At 70.1% G+C, this 14,536-nt stretch carries 15 protein-coding genes and 1 pseudogene; 9 read left to right on the plus strand and 7 right to left on the minus strand.

Annotation, left to right across the window (positions count from 1 at the left end):
• Window positions 1-783 precede the first annotated feature (783 nt).
• A complete protein-coding gene (locus I8N67_RS16720) occupies window positions 784-993 on the minus strand; it encodes a DUF397 domain-containing protein (RefSeq protein ID WP_200303978.1) in 210 nt (69 codons plus the stop codon).
• Window positions 990-1,826 (minus strand): helix-turn-helix domain-containing protein, encoded by an 837-nt coding sequence (locus I8N67_RS16725; protein ID WP_200303909.1) that lies wholly within the window; start codon window positions 1,824-1,826, stop codon window positions 990-992. The genes I8N67_RS16720 and I8N67_RS16725 overlap by 4 nt, the downstream gene beginning before the upstream one ends.
• Window positions 1,827-2,338: 512 nt before the next feature.
• Here I8N67_RS16725 and I8N67_RS16730 point away from each other — a divergent pair.
• Window positions 2,339-2,575, plus strand: coding sequence for a hypothetical protein (locus I8N67_RS16730; protein WP_200303910.1), 237 nt, complete (start codon window positions 2,339-2,341; stop codon window positions 2,573-2,575).
• A 501-nt stretch (window positions 2,576-3,076) separates the two neighbouring features.
• On the opposite strand, the gene I8N67_RS16735 is transcribed toward I8N67_RS16730, so the two are convergent.
• Window positions 3,077-4,372, minus strand: coding sequence for a helix-turn-helix domain-containing protein (locus I8N67_RS16735; protein ID WP_200303911.1), 1,296 nt, complete (start codon window positions 4,370-4,372; stop codon window positions 3,077-3,079).
• A gap of 192 nt (window positions 4,373-4,564) precedes the next feature.
• Between I8N67_RS16735 and I8N67_RS16740 the strand changes: the two genes are divergently transcribed.
• From I8N67_RS16740 to hemB, 5 genes are all read left to right on the plus strand, one after another.
• Entirely contained in the window at window positions 4,565-5,005 is a 441-nt protein-coding gene (locus tag I8N67_RS16740; protein ID WP_200303912.1) for a UCP032817 domain-containing protein, read from the plus strand.
• 156 nt (window positions 5,006-5,161) lie between these two features.
• Window positions 5,162-5,836, plus strand: coding sequence for a class I SAM-dependent methyltransferase (locus tag I8N67_RS16745; protein WP_200303913.1), 675 nt, complete (start codon window positions 5,162-5,164; stop codon window positions 5,834-5,836).
• 403 nt (window positions 5,837-6,239) lie between these two features.
• Entirely contained in the window at window positions 6,240-7,367 is a 1,128-nt protein-coding gene (locus I8N67_RS16750) for a helix-turn-helix domain-containing protein (RefSeq protein ID WP_234045822.1), read from the plus strand.
• The gene (locus I8N67_RS16755; RefSeq protein WP_200303914.1) at window positions 7,364-7,714 is read left to right on the plus strand and encodes a hypothetical protein; all 351 of its coding nucleotides are present in this window, start codon (window positions 7,364-7,366) and stop codon (window positions 7,712-7,714) included. The genes I8N67_RS16750 and I8N67_RS16755 overlap by 4 nt, the downstream gene beginning before the upstream one ends.
• A gap of 66 nt (window positions 7,715-7,780) precedes the next feature.
• The gene (gene hemB / locus I8N67_RS16760; RefSeq protein WP_200303915.1) at window positions 7,781-8,773 is read left to right on the plus strand and encodes a porphobilinogen synthase; all 993 of its coding nucleotides are present in this window, start codon (window positions 7,781-7,783) and stop codon (window positions 8,771-8,773) included.
• A 24-nt stretch (window positions 8,774-8,797) separates the two neighbouring features.
• Here the strand turns inward: hemB and I8N67_RS44220 are convergent, their stop codons facing one another.
• Complete coding sequence (locus tag I8N67_RS44220; protein ID WP_307835261.1) at window positions 8,798-9,142, minus strand: hypothetical protein; 345 nt, start codon at window positions 9,140-9,142, stop codon at window positions 8,798-8,800.
• Between I8N67_RS44220 and I8N67_RS16765 the strand changes: the two genes are divergently transcribed.
• Both I8N67_RS16765 and I8N67_RS16770 read left to right on the plus strand, forming a co-directional pair.
• Window positions 9,062-9,289 carry a DUF805 domain-containing protein gene (locus tag I8N67_RS16765; RefSeq protein ID WP_234045823.1) on the plus strand — a complete coding sequence of 76 codons (228 nt, stop codon included), beginning with the start codon at window positions 9,062-9,064 and terminating at the stop codon, window positions 9,287-9,289. The two genes, I8N67_RS44220 and I8N67_RS16765, sit on opposite strands and share 81 nt — an antisense overlap.
• Window positions 9,290-9,426: 137 nt before the next feature.
• Window positions 9,427-10,329: an SAM-dependent methyltransferase gene (locus I8N67_RS16770; protein WP_200303916.1), complete on the plus strand. Its 903-nt coding sequence runs from the start codon at window positions 9,427-9,429 to the stop codon at window positions 10,327-10,329.
• Window positions 10,330-10,466: 137 nt separating this feature from the next.
• Here I8N67_RS16770 and I8N67_RS16775 read toward each other — a convergent pair whose 3' ends face one another.
• Window positions 10,467-11,399, minus strand: coding sequence for a phosphotransferase family protein (locus I8N67_RS16775; RefSeq protein ID WP_200303917.1), 933 nt, complete (start codon window positions 11,397-11,399; stop codon window positions 10,467-10,469).
• Between the two features lie 130 nt (window positions 11,400-11,529).
• Here I8N67_RS16775 and I8N67_RS16780 point away from each other — a divergent pair, with 130 nt between their 5' ends.
• Window positions 11,530-12,840, plus strand: coding sequence for an aminotransferase-like domain-containing protein (locus I8N67_RS16780; RefSeq protein ID WP_234045824.1), 1,311 nt, complete (start codon window positions 11,530-11,532; stop codon window positions 12,838-12,840).
• 401 nt (window positions 12,841-13,241) lie between these two features.
• On the opposite strand, the gene I8N67_RS16785 is transcribed toward I8N67_RS16780, so the two are convergent.
• Both I8N67_RS16785 and I8N67_RS16790 read right to left on the minus strand, forming a co-directional pair.
• Complete coding sequence (locus tag I8N67_RS16785; RefSeq protein WP_200303918.1) at window positions 13,242-14,153, minus strand: DUF4253 domain-containing protein; 912 nt, start codon at window positions 14,151-14,153, stop codon at window positions 13,242-13,244.
• 48 nt (window positions 14,154-14,201) lie between these two features.
• Window positions 14,202-14,525: pseudogene (locus I8N67_RS16790) on the minus strand (DUF4253 domain-containing protein); the annotation flags it as partial.
• Window positions 14,526-14,536 lie beyond the last annotated feature (11 nt).

Here is a 14,536-nt window from a genome sequence, read left to right on the forward strand (position 1 = left end):
CACCCCCGTCGACGCCCTCGCAGATTCGTTCCCTCAACTCGGCGCCCAGCCCCCACACCTGACGCATGGACAAACCTTCCGGCACACACGGAAGCCCAGTCGATCAGTTGTACCAAAATTGCGATCGCGATCCCATGCACTTCTGGCCAAAGCTTGCCCCTCAGGGACACCCAGCCCCCACACACGACCCTTACGTCCACATCAGGCACTCAACGTGCTGTTCTTCGAGCGCAAGCCGGCCCGGCCCAACCAGCAGTGGACCGAGAAGCTCTGGGTCTACGACTTCCGTACGGCCCAGCACTTCACCCTCAAGCAGAACCCGCTCACCCGGGCCCAGTTTGAGGACCGCTCCAAGCGTGTCGAGACCGAGTGGTTCAAGGCGTACTCGTACGAGGAACTGGTCGCCCGCGGCAAGGCGGACGTCGACATCACCTGGCTGCGCGACCCCAGCCTCGACGACGCGGACAACCTGCCCGCGCCCGAGGTGCTGGCCGCCGAGATCGTCGAGGATCTTCAGGCCGCGCTGGGGGAGTTCGCGGAGACGTTGCAGCAGGCGAGGGGCATGGACAGCATGGTGGGCGGGGGGCCCGGCCGAAGAGCGGTGAGCAGGGCCCGCCGGGCCGACAGCGGCGCCACACGCGACAGTGATGCCCCGCTACTCCTCGCGGAGTGGCGGGGCATCACGTGGTCGGGTCAGACTCACACGGGGAACTCGTCATGCTGGACGGCAGCGACGACCGACGGCCGGGCGCCGGGCTCGAAGGCGAGCGCCGGGCCGAGCGGTCAGACAGAGCCGAACTCCCCGGCCTTGACGCCCGCCACGAAGGACGAGAACGCGTCGGCGGGGACGTCCAGAACCGGACCGTTCGGGTTCTTGGAGTCACGGACGGGGACCAGGCCGCGCGAGGCGACGAGGTTTCCGGCGGCCTCCAGGCAGGCGCCGCCGTTCTCGCTGTACGAGGACTTGAACCAACGGGGGGATTCGGTGGTCACGGGGTGCCCTTTCGCAACTGGTTGATCACGGCCACGGATTCTGCCTGTGAGCAGGCTTCAGCCTGTAGTTGATGGTAGGCCGCCAGCAAGGGCAGGACGAACCTGCCGTCCCGTTCGAGATGGCCCCGGTGCGCGGACTCGGCGTACGACATGAGGGAGCGGTCCGCCATCGTCAGGATGTAGAGCGGCAGGCTGAGCGGTCGGCGCTCGCCCATGCTGAATGGGGCGATCTGGAGCACGGTGTTCGGCAGTTCAGCGAACTCGACCAGCCGTGCCAACTGAGCGTTCATGACGCCGGGTTCGCCGATGGGTCGACGCAGACAGCTTTCGTCCAGGACCGCGAAGATCAGCGGTGCGGGCGTCCGGACGAGCGCGGTCTGCCGTTCCGCGACGAGCGTGACCCGCTCCTTTGCCTGCTCGGCGGTGATTGCCCCCCGCTTGACGGCGCTGTCGGCCACGATCGTTGCGTACTCCGGCGTCTGAAGCAGGCCAGGAATGACCCCCACCTCGTACAGCCGGATCTCCGCCGCACGCCTCTCGTGGTCGACGAACTGCGGGAAGCCCTCCAACAGGCTGCCGTGGCGGATCTCGCGCCACTGGCGCTCGAACGTTCGCTCCGTATCTGCGATGCCGAAGGCGAGGTCCACACTGCGTGAGAAGCGCAAGGTCGGCATCTTGCGAGCAGTTTCCACGGCCGAGATATGCGAACTGGCATACCCCACCCGCTCCGCCAGGTCCTCCTGCTTCCAGCCGCGCGCCTCCCGCTCGCTGCGCAAACGCGCACCGAAGGCGGCCTGAGGAGAGCTTTCCGGGTCCAACTCCTTGCGGTTCAAAGAGCTTTCACCAATCTTCCGTTCCTGTCTGACACGTTGATTGCTTCCCCGCAGTGGGCCACGCTGAACCCGCTTGGTAGTGGAGTCGCTACGGAGAGGAATGGTCGTGTCCGATCAGGAGACAGCCCGCGCGGCACCGGCTGACGGCGTGGAGGAACTGGAAGCACTCGCACATGCCGGTGGCTTCTGGCGACTCGCCCCGATGTGGGTTCCACGCACCGGATACGCGTCACCAACCCCTGAGCTGCTGCGGGTAGTTGAGGCAGGGCTCCAGAGGAGGCCGTGGGGATGACCAGCGAGACGACGGCGACGACTCCGGCCCTTCGCGCACCGGCACTCCGCGCACCGGCCCTTGAGCCCGTTCCCGTGGACGGCTGCCCCGTCTGCACTGCCGCCGTGACGAAGAGGGAAGCGGCTCGACGGCTGGGCGGTGTCGTAAGCCTCCGGAGCACCAACGACGTAATCAGTCAGCATCCGCACCGCCGGGCGACGGACGCGAAGGAGGTGGCGGCGTGAACGCCTTCGAGGCGAACGCGGAGCCCGCGTACGTGCCCGGCCTGGGGGACTGGACCACCGATGCCCGTACGGGCCGCGTGGGTTCCGTCGTGAGTTGGGACGGCTCGACACTGACCCTGAGAGCGTCCGACGGTGAGGAGTGGGACACGGCGGAGTTCCGCCGGCCGACCACCCGTGAGCTTCTGGTGCCTCGGGTGGCTGAGACCAACCGCCGTACCCGCCGAGGGCTGTGAGGTGGCGACGGCACCGGAGGGGACAGTCGAACGGTTCGCGGGCACCCCGTACGAGGGCAGCCCTACAGGGTGGTGGACGGAGTACGGAGGGGTGTTGGACGTGGCCTCCGGCGTCGTCCACCTCCCCGGGCCGGACTGTTCGGCGTGCCGATTCCCGGAGTGCGAGCGATGCCGAGGAAGGACGGAGCGATGAGAACAGCCGTAGGAGTACGGCAGCGACCGGTCCGAAGAGCGCGAGCGGAGGCGGACGGACTCAGGGTCGGTCAGATCGTCTACGACCGGCACTACGACATGCCCGCGAGGATCACGGGCATTCAGGGCACGGTGGTCTTCCTTGCCCGTCCCACCGGCCTTGAGTGGCGTTCACACACGGTCGCGGTTCGAGCGGCCACGGCGTGGGAACAGCGACAACTGGCGGCCCTTGCCAAGCTTCACACGCAGCGCCAACGGGGTCTCGGCGTTCCCGCCTGAACTCACGCCCCTGCCCTCGACGGCCGGCGCTCAGCTGCGAAGGCCAGTTGCCACAGCCAGCTCGCGGACGCCGCTCACGCGTGGGTGCCGTGTGGACAGGTCGCGGACGATGTGCCGGATGGCTGGGCGGTCTCGGACTTCTCCGGGGGAGACGCGCAGGGCGGAAAGCAGCTCGTGGGCCGTCTGCTCCGGCTTGCCCCACTGCCACCACGCACGGCCGAGATCGGTATGCATCCGTCCCTTGCGCTCGGCGGTGGGGAACAGGTCCGGATGCAACCCCCGCCCGGCCTGGATGGCGGCCCCGGCGTCACCCAGAGCCCAGTGAACGCCGACCTCGTAGAGGTCGACGGCTGCCGGGGTGATGGGGAACAGGCGTCCCGCCGGGGCTTGCCGCGGGAGACTGCGCGCGGCCTGGGACGCTTCACGGATCATGGCCAGAGCCTGCTCCCGGTCACCAGCGCGCGCAGCCGTGTACGCCGTGGTGCACAGCATCTGTGCGTAGGCCGCCGACTGCGCGGGAGTCCTCAGCCCCGTGGCCTCGACCTGGGCGGCAGCGCTCAGGATCAGGCGCTGAGCGGCTCCGGGCTGGTCCTGGTGGCGCAGGACGATACTCAGTTCCCGGGCGGCAGCGGCGGCGGCCAGTGGGGAGCCGGAGAGTTCCGCATAGACGGTGGCGCGGTCCGTGGTGAGGCGGGCCCGGTCGTAGCGGCCGATCTTGACGAGGAGCTGGGCGGCAAGGCTGTAGCACGATGAGAGCCGGGCGTGTGCGAGGTCCGTCCGGGACCGGGCGGCCTCGTGGGCGTCGGCGAGGAGCCCGGGTAGCACTTCGAGAAGGTCAGTGTGCCTGCCCGCGTCGAAGAGAGACCGTGCCTGCGTAAGGCGGGTATCGAGGGGTACGGCCGAGCCGGTCGGGGCAGGCGTGATCGCCAAGGCGTCGTCCACGCCGACGAGGAGCTGGGCGGGGGCCGTCAGCCCGGCGGCCGCGAGCAGTGTCCGGCGGCGCATGGGGTCCTCCTTGACGCAACGTGGACCATCGGCCGCCACTCTAGTGGCATGGAGCATGCCCAATCCGAGTGCCGCTCCTAAGACCTGAGGTGGCACGCCGACCTCTTGGGCTGCCCGGCGCAGGAGGTGTAGGTCAGCTGTTCGGCTGCCCCGTTGTTCCATTCGGGAGACGGTAGAGGCGGAGCAGCCAAGACGCGCCCCAAGGTCGGCTTGCCGCCATCCCCGCCCGACCCGGCCCATGCGGATGAGTCCTCCGGGGTCTTGGTGGTCCACGAGCGTACGGGCCTGAGCGGAACTCCACAGCGGGTCCACGGTGCGCATCGCGCCTCCCACTGGCCAGGGGCCGGGCCCATCCACGGTAGCCAGTCGGGGAGGGCGCGTCGACGGCGTGTGCAGCATCTGCAAACGGTGTGCGCGGCAGGGCAGTTGACCACTGCACGCTGTCGGCTGGTGGTGTCGTTCCACTACGGCCCGCTCGGAGCGGCGGGCTCCGACGAAGCCACGGAGGGCAATATGACGGCAGCAGTGGACACCAAGGTTCGAGACCCTCGGGATTACGTGAAGCGGGAGGTGTGGGCCCGGGAGATCCAGCTCCTGATGCGTGACCACCCGGTGGACGAGGTGATGGCCGACCGGCTGTTCGGGGCGGCAGTCTCGTACCTGATCACGGCCATGGAGAAGTGGGGCCAGGGCCTGGAGATGTGCTGTGGCCGCCTGGTCGACATGGCGGTGCACGTCTTCATCCTCGACACCAAGAACTACCGCGAGTTCTGCGAGGAGCACTTCGACGGCAGGTTCCTGGAGCACATTCCCGAGATCGAGTTCAAGTACGACGGCTCCGTGGAGCGCACGGCGCAGATCATCGCCGACGCGGGCTTCGGCGTGGACTGGAAGCTCTGGGAGCGCGACTACGGCGCATGCGGTCCATGCAGTCCGGGGGCGGACTGCCACTGACCTGAACCGGTCGGGCCCGGGGGCGTCTTGAGCGCTCCCGCGCCCTTCAGGTGCGCATCCGGGCGAGGTGGCGTCATTTCCCTGCGTGTGGGAGGACGGCTGGATACGGTGTCCAGCTCAAGGGACACCGGTCACTCCATCCTCCCGAGGAGTTCCATGCCTCACGCGCCCACGACACCGGCCGAATACTGGGACAAGTACAAGCCTCACAAGGGCGAGGGGCCCCAGTCGGCTCCGTCGGCCGAGCGCTTCGACTGGACGCAGTACCCCGGCCACGGCCCCGGCGCCGAAGTCCTCGGCACTCCCCGCCGCGCGCTGGAGCTCGGGCCGGCTGAGGGCAAGGAGGCTGCCCACCTGGCCCGTCAGGGTGTCGAAGTGACCGGCGTCGACTTCTCCCCCGTCCAGGTGGCACGTGCCCGTTCCTGGTGGAAGGACACCCCTGGACTGTCGTTCGTCCACGATGAGGTGTGCAGGTACCTGTCGTCCACGCCCACGGAGTACGACGCGGTCTATTCGGTGTGGGGGGCCGTCTGGTTCACAGACCCCGAGGACCTGTTCCCGTGTGTCTTCGAACGGCTGTCCCCCGGCGGGGTCTTCGCCTTCTCGCAGGCCGCACCGGTCGTCGGTTCCCACGGACCTCAGCCGATGCGGGGGAAGTGGCTCGAAGGGCGGCACCGGGAGCTGACGGTACTTCGCTGGCAGTACGCCCCGCAGACGTGGGCGGACATCCTCAAGCGGCACGGCTTCACCGACATTGACGCCCATCTCCTCAGTGCTCCGGAACCGGGGAGCCCGGGCACACTCATGGTGCGCGGCCAGGCTCCTGCGTAGCGCGCCCGCACGCATTTCCGAGGAGGGGCGCTCGCTGGAACCGTTCGGTGGCCGCCGGGCACTTTGTTGTCGTACGGGGCGCCGCCCGAAGCCGGGCTGGTCGGCTGAGGGGATGGTCCCGCGCGCACCGGAGCCCGGAAACACGGGACCCGGTGGGGCGTGCGTCGGGGGTGCGGGCGGTAAAGAAGTAAGAACTCTTGGGAGAGAAACCCTCCAAACCAAACCAAACCCCGTGTTCGTCACTCGGGGGAGTGAACTGTCCCAAGTCGGCTGGCGTGGGGGTGGGTTGGGCGGGCAGGCTCGGGGCTCGGACAACCGTCAACCGCAGACATGCGACGGCCCTCGCCGGGAGTGCAATCCCAGTGCGAGGGCCTGACCACCGAGGAGAAGTAGGGCTTCCCTCATGGCTGAGACCAAGCCTAGTGGCGCCGTGCGCCCGCAGTCCCGTATCCGGCAAAGTGCCACCCGTTCCGGTGTCACTCACGTCAAGGAGTACCAGCCCGACCGGTACACGATCATCGGCAATCACCTCGCCCAGCATCGTGAGCTGTCGCTGACCGCCATCGGGCTCGGTACCTACATTCTGTCGCTGCCCCAGGGGGCCTCCGCCGACATCCGCACCCTTGCCGAGCGGTTCACCGAGGGAAGGGACCGGATCGCCTTCGCCCTGCGGGAGTTGGAGGCGCACGGTTACGTCGAGCGGGTGCGGGAGCGGGTCGACGGTGGGCGCGTGGTCACGCGGACGTACGCGTACAACGCTCCGGCGCTCACGCGTGCCCGTGGGGTGATGGGGGAGAGGGCGGGGGCGGTCGCTGTCGCCGCTCCGGTGGACGCCGTGCCCGTACGGCCGGTGGTCGAGGAGGTGCCCGTCGAGGTCGTGGTGGCCGACGGGGAGCCTGTTGAAGGCGGTCCCGGCGCCGTTGATTCCGTCGTACCGCCTGCCGCGGAGGACGTCGACCCCGAGTCGTCGGAACGCGGTGAGCACCACGACAAGGCTGTCGCCCTGCTCGTGGGGCTGCGTCGGACCGATGACCGGTTCACGCTCTCGCAGAAGGATGTGCGCCGTCTCGCCCCGGTCGTCGTCGCCTGGTTCGACAACGGGGCCAGTCAGGCGGCCGTGCATCACGCCATGACGGCCGATCTTCCCGTGCCTCTCAAGAATCCGGCACGGTTCCTCGCCTACCGGCTGAGTGAACTGCTGCCACCGCCGTTGCCGGTCCTGCCGGAAGTCTCCGAGGGGCGGGCCGCAGAGGGCGAACCGGCCCCGTGGTACCGGATGGTGGACTGCGCGGGCGGCTGCAATCGGGCCTTCCGCAGGCCCGAGGGGACCTGGTGCCGAGATTGCCGCGCCGAACGCGAGCGACGTACTGCGGGGGTCGCGGGGGCTGTGGGGGCTGTGGGGCAGCAGGGCCCGAATTCGTCCGTACCGTCCGTACCGTCCGTCCCGTCTGAGCCGTCCGTACCGTCTGAGTCGTCTGAGTCGGATTCGGGGCGGATTGATCCACCCGGCCTCCCGAGGAGCGCAGCATGACCGACCACACGATCCACGCCACCTATGTGCAGGTGTACAACGCCCTGCGCGATGCGTCGGCCACCCTGGAGTACCTGAAGCAGGAAGGGGTGGAGGAAGGTGTGGAACCTCATGCCGGGGCCGCGATGTGGGGTGTCCGGTTCGCCGCCGCCGTCCTCTACCCGCTGCTGCCCTGTCAGCCGGGGCCGCCCGTCGACTACGACCCGCAGAAGTTGTTGGACCTGGCCGCGCACTGGCGGGACGCCGCGTTCGATCTCGGTGAGTTCGCGCCGGAGCCCGTGCTGCGGGTCGTCCGGGAAGAAGAAGGGGGCGCCCGCGTTCCAGGGAGTGGAGTTCAGGGGGCGTAGGACGGGTGCGGGGCTGCCGACGGGCCGTCGGCAAAGGGGGTCCCGGGGCGGGCGTAGCGTAGGTGCATGTCGAAGTACGGTTCCTTCCCCGGTACGCGGCCGCGGCGGCTGCGTACGACGCCCGCTCTGCGCCGGATGGTGGCCGAGACGCGGCTGCATCCCGCCGACTTCATCCTCCCCGCGTTCGTGCGGGAGGGTGTGAGTGAGCCGGTGCCGATCACGGCGATGCCGGGGGTCGTGCAGCACACCCGGGACAGCCTGAAGAAGGCCGCTGCGGAGGCTGTCGAGGCCGGGGTCTCCGGGATCATGCTGTTCGGTGTGCCGGAGGACTCCAAGAAGGACGCGATCGGTACGCCGGGGACCGACCCGGACGGGATTCTGCAGGTCGCGATCCGTGATGTGCGGGCCGAGGTCGGCGACGAGCTGCTCGTGATGTCCGATCTGTGCCTCGACGAGACCACCGATCACGGGCACTGCGGGGTGCTCGACGCGGAAGGACGCGTCGACAACGACGCCACCCTTGAGCGGTACGCCGAGATGGCTCAGGTGCAGGCCGACGCCGGTGCGCACGTGGTCGGGCCCAGCGGGATGATGGACGGGCAGATCGGGGTCGTCCGGGACGCCCTCGACCAGATCGGGCGCGAGGACGTCGTCATCCTGGCCTACACCGCCAAGTACGCCTCCGCCTTCTACGGGCCCTTCCGCGAGGCCGTCGGTTCCTCGCTGAAGGGGGACCGGAAGACGTATCAGCAGGACCCCGCCAATGTGCGGGAGTCGCTGCGGGAGCTCGCCCTCGACCTGGAGGAGGGCGCCGACATGGTGATGGTCAAGCCTGCCGGGCCCTACCTCGACATCCTCGCGCGCGTCGCGGACTCCGTGGACGTGCCGGTCGTCGCCTACCAGATCTCCGGTGAGTACTCGATGGTCGAGGCCGCCGCCGAGAAGGGGTGGATCGACCGGGACCGGGCCATCCTGGAGACGCTGACCGGGATCAAGCGGGCGGGTGCGCGGAACGTTCTCACGTACTGGGCGACCGAGGCCGCTCGGATGCTGCGCTGAGCGCCCCCAGTACCTTCGGTCCGTTCAGTACTTGAGGGCGTCGTCCACGGTGGACTGCCAGTAGGTGACGGCCAGGGTGCTGTCGTAGTAGACGCCTCCGGCCGGCAGGCGCGGGGTCGCGGCGGCGCCGCCGTCGCTGTCGTACTCCTTGCCGTGGAAGGAGACGACGTCCTTCTTGGCGGTGGTGCCGTTCTCGCCGCTGCCGTCGGCGGAGGCGAGGAGGACGCCTGGATGTTCACGCTGGTCTGCGCGCTCATCTGGCTCGGCGTGTTCGTCCTCGGCCTCTCCATGGATTCGGAGGCGCCCGAACTCCTCTTCTTCGCCGCGATCTTCCTGCCCTCCCTGGCCGTCAGCATTCGGCGACTGCACGACACCGGGCGCAGCGGCTGGTGGGTCCTCATCGGGTTCGTCCCCTGCGTGGGCAGCATCGTCACGATCATCTTCATGACCACCGAGGGCGAGCGGGGCCAGAACCGGTACGGCGCCGATCCCAAGGAGCTTCCGACCTACCAGTGACGCCGACGGACGGGCGGCTGGGCGGCTGGTCGGCGGGGCGATCGGGCGGCCGGGCATCCGCATCCGGTCACGGTCAACTTCCCTCGGGGGTTAGGTTGTTGGTCATTCAATGACCCGACCCTCCAGGGAGAGACTTCATGGCCGGTGACGCGCTCAGTCAGGACCCCGCCGAGCTGCGGAAGAGGATCGACACCACCAAGGCGCACCCGGCGCGGGTCTACGACGTCTTCCTCGGCGGCAAGGACAACTACCCCGTGGACCGGGAGGCCGCCGGCGCGGCGCTGACGGCCAATCCGCGCGGGTACCTCGACGTCCGGCACAACCGTGACTTCATGCGCCGCGCGGTGACCACGCTCGCCCAGGAGGAGGGCATCCGGCAGTTCCTCGACATCGGCACCGGGCTGCCGACCGCCGAGAACGTCCACCAGATCGCCCAGGCGATCGCCCCCGACTCCCGCGTCGTCTACGTCGACAACGACCCGGTGGTGCTCGCCCACGCGCGCGCGTTGCTCACGAGCGCGCCCGAGGGCGCCACGGACTACATCGACGCCGACCTCAAGACGCCGGCGCAGATCCTCCAAGAGGCCGCCAAGACGCTGGACTTCGACCAGCCGATCGCGCTGTGCCTGGTGGCGATCCTGCACTTCGTCGAGGACGACGAGGCCTACCCGGTCGTACGGGAGCTGGTCGACGCGCTGCCCGCCGGGAGCCGGCTTGTGCTCAGCCATCTCACCGAGGACCTCAATCCGGCGAAGATCCGTGCGGTGCAGGAGACGTACACCAAGCGGGGCTTCACCTTCGTGCTGCGGTCCAGGGGCGAGGTCGCCCGCTTCTTCGAGCAGAGCGGGCTGGTGGTGGACGAGCCCGGTGTCGTGCCCGCCCACCACTGGCGGTTCGCCGACGGTGCGCCGGTGCCTCCGGCGGTCGAGCCGCTCACGTTGGCCGGGCTGGACGACATCGAGAAGGTTCGGTACCGGGACATCAACGATGTGACCGACGCGGACATCAATGTGTATGTGGCGACGGGGCGTAAGGCGTAGCGGGCGACGGAGCGTAGGGCGTAGCGGGCGGATCGTCGGGTGCGGGTCCGGTGGGGGCTTGTCGCGCAGTTCCCCGCGCCCCTGAAAAGCAGGGGCTGCGCCCCGTGCTTTTCGCCTTTGGGGGCGCGGGTCCGTGGTCAGCCTCCTGCGCCGAACCATGTCTCCGCCAGGGAGTCCAAGTCCTGGCGGGGTGGGGGCGGGAGGCTGCGCAGGTACCAGTTCAGGTCGCTGTAGACGTGGAGGAGGGTGTAGGCCATCAGTTCGCGGTGGTCGAACGGGGGGTGGCCGTATGCCTCGTAGAAGAGTTTCAGGAGGCGGGGGTCGGCCCGGGTCAGGAAGAGGGCGACGCTGACGAAGTCGTAGGCCGGGTCGCCGACCATGGCGGGTTCGAAGTCGAAGAGGCCGGTCAGGCGCCAGCCGTCGTGCGGGTCGACAGTAAGGTGCTCGCGCATGAACTCGGTGTGCAGGAGGACCGGGCGGCGGTGGGTCGGCAGCGGTACCGCGCGGAGGAAGTCCGGGATCTGTTCCAACCAGGGGGCCGCGAGGCCGCCGCTCAGCTGTTGTTCGACCGCGCCCGCGCGCTGCCCGGCCATGAACCTGCCCCAGTCCGGCGGGCCGGTGATGGGGACCACCGGTGCGGCGTCCAGGGCGTGCAGGGCGGCGAGGCCCTCGGCGGCCTCGACGATGATCCGCTCCTGGTCGGCCCTCGGGATCCGCGGCCAGACCTCGTTGAGATCCTCGCCGGGCAGCCGGGACATCAGCACATAGCGCCAGCCGTTCTTGTACTGGTCGGCCGCGTGCAACCGGGGTGTGGGGATGGGCAGTTTGCCCCACAGGACGGACAGCATGCGGGCCTCTCTGACGGCTTCCGCCGCTTCGAAGCCCGGATAGAGCTTGAGGACGAGGGCGTCGCCGACGGCGTACACCGGCAGCGAGCCCTCGGGGAAACGTACGATTCGCGCACCTGCGAGACCGAGTTGACCGCAGAGATCCTGGGCAGCCGGTCGCAGCAGCGCCTCGTCACCGACGACTTCTTCCAACTCGTCGTTCGTGTCCACGCTGGGCAGCATGCGGGCAGCCTAGGGGGTGCGGAGGAGGGCCCGCATCGCGAAATTGGTGGATGTAAGGGGCACTCATCTGGCTAGGGTGCGGGCAGTGGGGCGGGGTCGCGCCGTCCTGGAGCGTCGAAGGAGCCGTGGGATGAGTGCCGTGGATGCTGTGCGCGCCGCGAGTGACGTGCGCTTTGTGAGAACCGAGGGGGTCGCGGCCGGTTCCGGCGGCGAGGGGCCGACGGGTCCCGGGGTGCCCGTGCCCGCCTTCGCCGGCCGGGTCGCGGCCGTCGGGGGTTCCCCCGTACGGGACATCCTCGCCGTCACCTCACGGCCCGAAGTCGTCAACTTCGCGGGTGGATTGCCCGCCCCGGAGCTGTTCGACACGGAGGGCATCGCGGCGGCCTACCGCGACGTGCTCGCCGAGTCGGCCGGGCGCGCACTGCAGTACGCGACGACCGAGGGCGAGCCCGTGCTGCGGGCGGCGCTCGCCGCGCGGTACACGGCACGGGGCCTGCCGACGGACGCGGACGGGATGCTCGTCACCACCGGCTCGCAGCAGGCGCTGTCGCTGCTCGCCACCGCGCTCCTCGAACCGGGGGACGTCGTGCTGGTCGAGGACCCGTGCTATCTGGCGGCGCTCCAGGTGTTCCGGTTCGCGGGCGCCCGGGTCGTGGCCGTGCCCGGTGACGAGCACGGGGTGGACCCGCAGGCGCTGGCGGAGCTGGTGGCGCGGACTCGGCCCAAGCTCTTCTACACCGTGCCCACCTTCCAGAACCCGACCGGGCGCACCCTGCCGGCCGAGCGGCGGGCGGCCGTCGCCTCCGTCGCCGCCCGGCTCGGGCTGTGGATCGTCGAGGACGACCCGTACGGCGAACTCCGCTTCGAGGGCGAGCGGGTGCCGTGGATCGCGGCCCATCCGGGCGCCGAGGACCGTACAGCGCTGCTGGGCTCCTTCTCCAAGGTGATGGCACCCGGCATGCGGCTGGGCTGGCTGCGCGCGCCCGCCGGGCTGCGCCGGGCCTGCGCGGTCGCCAAGCAGGCGGCCGACCTGCACACCCCGACCGTCAACCAGCTCGCCGCCGCCCGCTATCTCGCCGACCGCGACCTGGACGCCCATGTCGTCCGGGTCGCCGCCGCCTACCGGGAGCGCCGCGACGTCATGCTCGACGGCCTCGCTACGGCCCTCCCCGAGGGCTCCACCTGGCACCGCCCCGAGGGCGGCATGTTCCTCTGGGCCCGCCTCCCCTCCTCCTACGACACCACCGCCCTCCTCCCGCGCGTGGTCGGGCACGACGTGGCGTACGTGCCGGGCGCGCCCTTCTACGCCGGTGAGCCGGACCGGTCGACCCTGCGGCTGTGCTTCGTGACGCAGGCGCCGGGGGAGATACGGGAGGGGCTGCGGAGGTTGGGGGCGGGGTTGTCAGCTGCTCGCCGGGGAGCGTGCACGAGGGAGGTTTAACTCGATCGTGTGATGGTCGGCTTCCGGGCTTGCAGCGTCCTGGGCCGTTCGGGCTACGGTGATTGTGCGATCTGGGACGCCGGGTACGGCGCCAGTGTGCGGGGCCCCTGCTCCACCGGAGTGATGGTTCAGGGCCTCCCCGTCGCCTCTGGCCGTACCCATATGGCCAGGTCGAGCAGGGAACTGGCCTCCCGAGATCGGACCACGCACAGGATGGGTGTCGCTGCCCCGGGGTCGAGTACGCCGGGGACCAGTACGCCCAAGACCGTTCGGGGCGTGCGGCTGAGCGGGCTCACTCCTGCTCAGTCCACAGGAACGGTTGCGGGACGACGGCTGAGGGGGACGCCGGTGGGAGGCGCCGTGTCCCGGTGCCGGTCTCAGTTCCGGTCTCGGTCCCGGTCTCAGTCCCACCAGAAGGACCAGGCCCGCTCGCCGGGGAGGGTGCGGGCGTAGGAGTGACGGGTGCCGTCCGCCGTGCCCTGCCGGATGTTGTCCGGGCAGAAGGCGAAGTGCTCGTCGGCCACCGCCTCGGCCTCGGCCTCGGTGGTGGGCGGGGCGGCGACGGAGAGGACGAGCCGGTCGAAGGTGAGGGCGACGACACGTATGCCGAAGCGGTCCTCCCAGGAACGGAGGACGGCGCAGAGCCGGGCCACGTCGTTCTCGTGGTTCATCGGGCCGCCCCAGCCGATCGCCGCCGGGATGTCGGCGCTGCGGCGGGCCGGGACCAGGGCGAGGCGGGGCTCCTTCAGCCAGGAGGGGGCTTGCGCGAGGGTGTCGGCGAGCTCGGCGGCGAGGGCGTCCGGGTCCGGGGCGGCGGCGGTCGGGGTGGCGGAGGTTGGGGCGTCGGCGGTTGGGGTGGCCGAGGTTGGGGCGTAGGAGGTTGGGATGGCGGAGGTCGGGGCCGTGGCGAGTGCGGGTGCTTCGGCGGGCATGGGGGCTTCGGCAAGGCCCGGCCAGTCGTCGTCCTCGTCGGTCGTGTGCTCGTCCCAGAACTCGGCCAGGACCTCGTCGGCGTCGTGGTCGCCGGGGTAGGACATCTCGCCGGGCATCAACTCCCACTCCTCCGGCCCGCCCCGGCCGTCGCCGACGTCCAGCAGCACCGGGAGGAGACCGGCCGTACGGCGGGCGGGCTGGACGCCGGCCCACAGGCCCGGGGTGGCCGCCTCGTCCGCGCACCAGAGCAGCGGCTCGTGCCACGGGCCCTCGTCCGTCGTGTCGATCAGTCTTCCCTGCGGAAGCGGGAGTTCAAGCCCGAGCGCGCGCCCGCTCGGGTCGGCCGCCAGCTTGGGCAGCGGGTTGGGAAGTGTCGCCATGCCGGTGACTGTAGGGGCAGGCACTGACAGTGCCCCGAGGGACCCGGATCAGTCCCACCGGAACGCCCACAGGTGCTGCCCCGACAGCTCCTTCTCGGCGTACGCCCGCAGGTCGTCGCCGTAGCCCCGGCGGATGGTGTGGGGACAGAAGGCGAGGTGCTCGGCGGCGACCGCCCCGGCCTCGGGCGGGGTGGTGGGCAGGGCGGCGACGGAGAGGACGAGCTGGTCGAAGGTGAGGGCGACGATCCGTATGCCGAAACGGTCCTCCCAGGAGCGCAGGATCGCGCAGAGCCGGGCCACGTCGTCCTCGTGGTCGGCCGGGCCGGTCCAGCCGATCGCCGCCGGGATGTCCGCGCTGCGGGTCACCGGGACGGGGCAGACAC

The sequence above is a fragment of the Streptomyces adelaidensis genome (genome assembly GCF_016598475.1).
Taxonomy (GTDB): Bacteria; Actinomycetota; Actinomycetes; order Streptomycetales; family Streptomycetaceae; genus Streptomyces; species Streptomyces adelaidensis.

Excerpts from the sequence above, each read along its gene's own strand:
- I8N67_RS16775 (WP_200303917.1), bottom strand. The coding sequence starts at position 11,399 with ATGCTGCCCAGCGTGGACACGAACGACGAGTTGGAAGAAGTCGTCGGT.
- I8N67_RS16785 (WP_200303918.1), bottom strand. The coding sequence starts at position 14,153 with ATGGCGACACTTCCCAACCCGCTGCCCAAGCTGGCGGCCGACCCGAGC.
- I8N67_RS16735 (WP_200303911.1), bottom strand. The coding sequence starts at position 4,372 with ATGCGCACCGTGGACCCGCTGTGGAGTTCCGCTCAGGCCCGTACGCTC.
- I8N67_RS16770 (WP_200303916.1), top strand. The coding sequence starts at position 9,427 with ATGGCCGGTGACGCGCTCAGTCAGGACCCCGCCGAGCTGCGGAAGAGG.
- I8N67_RS16765 (WP_234045823.1), top strand. The coding sequence starts at position 9,062 with ATGGATTCGGAGGCGCCCGAACTCCTCTTCTTCGCCGCGATCTTCCTG.
- I8N67_RS16745 (WP_200303913.1), top strand. The coding sequence starts at position 5,162 with ATGCCTCACGCGCCCACGACACCGGCCGAATACTGGGACAAGTACAAG.
- I8N67_RS16740 (WP_200303912.1), top strand. The coding sequence starts at position 4,565 with ATGACGGCAGCAGTGGACACCAAGGTTCGAGACCCTCGGGATTACGTG.
- I8N67_RS16780 (WP_234045824.1), top strand. The coding sequence starts at position 11,530 with ATGAGTGCCGTGGATGCTGTGCGCGCCGCGAGTGACGTGCGCTTTGTG.
- I8N67_RS16755 (WP_200303914.1), top strand. The coding sequence starts at position 7,364 with ATGACCGACCACACGATCCACGCCACCTATGTGCAGGTGTACAACGCC.
- I8N67_RS16750 (WP_234045822.1), top strand. The coding sequence starts at position 6,240 with ATGGCTGAGACCAAGCCTAGTGGCGCCGTGCGCCCGCAGTCCCGTATC.
- hemB (WP_200303915.1), top strand. The coding sequence starts at position 7,781 with ATGTCGAAGTACGGTTCCTTCCCCGGTACGCGGCCGCGGCGGCTGCGT.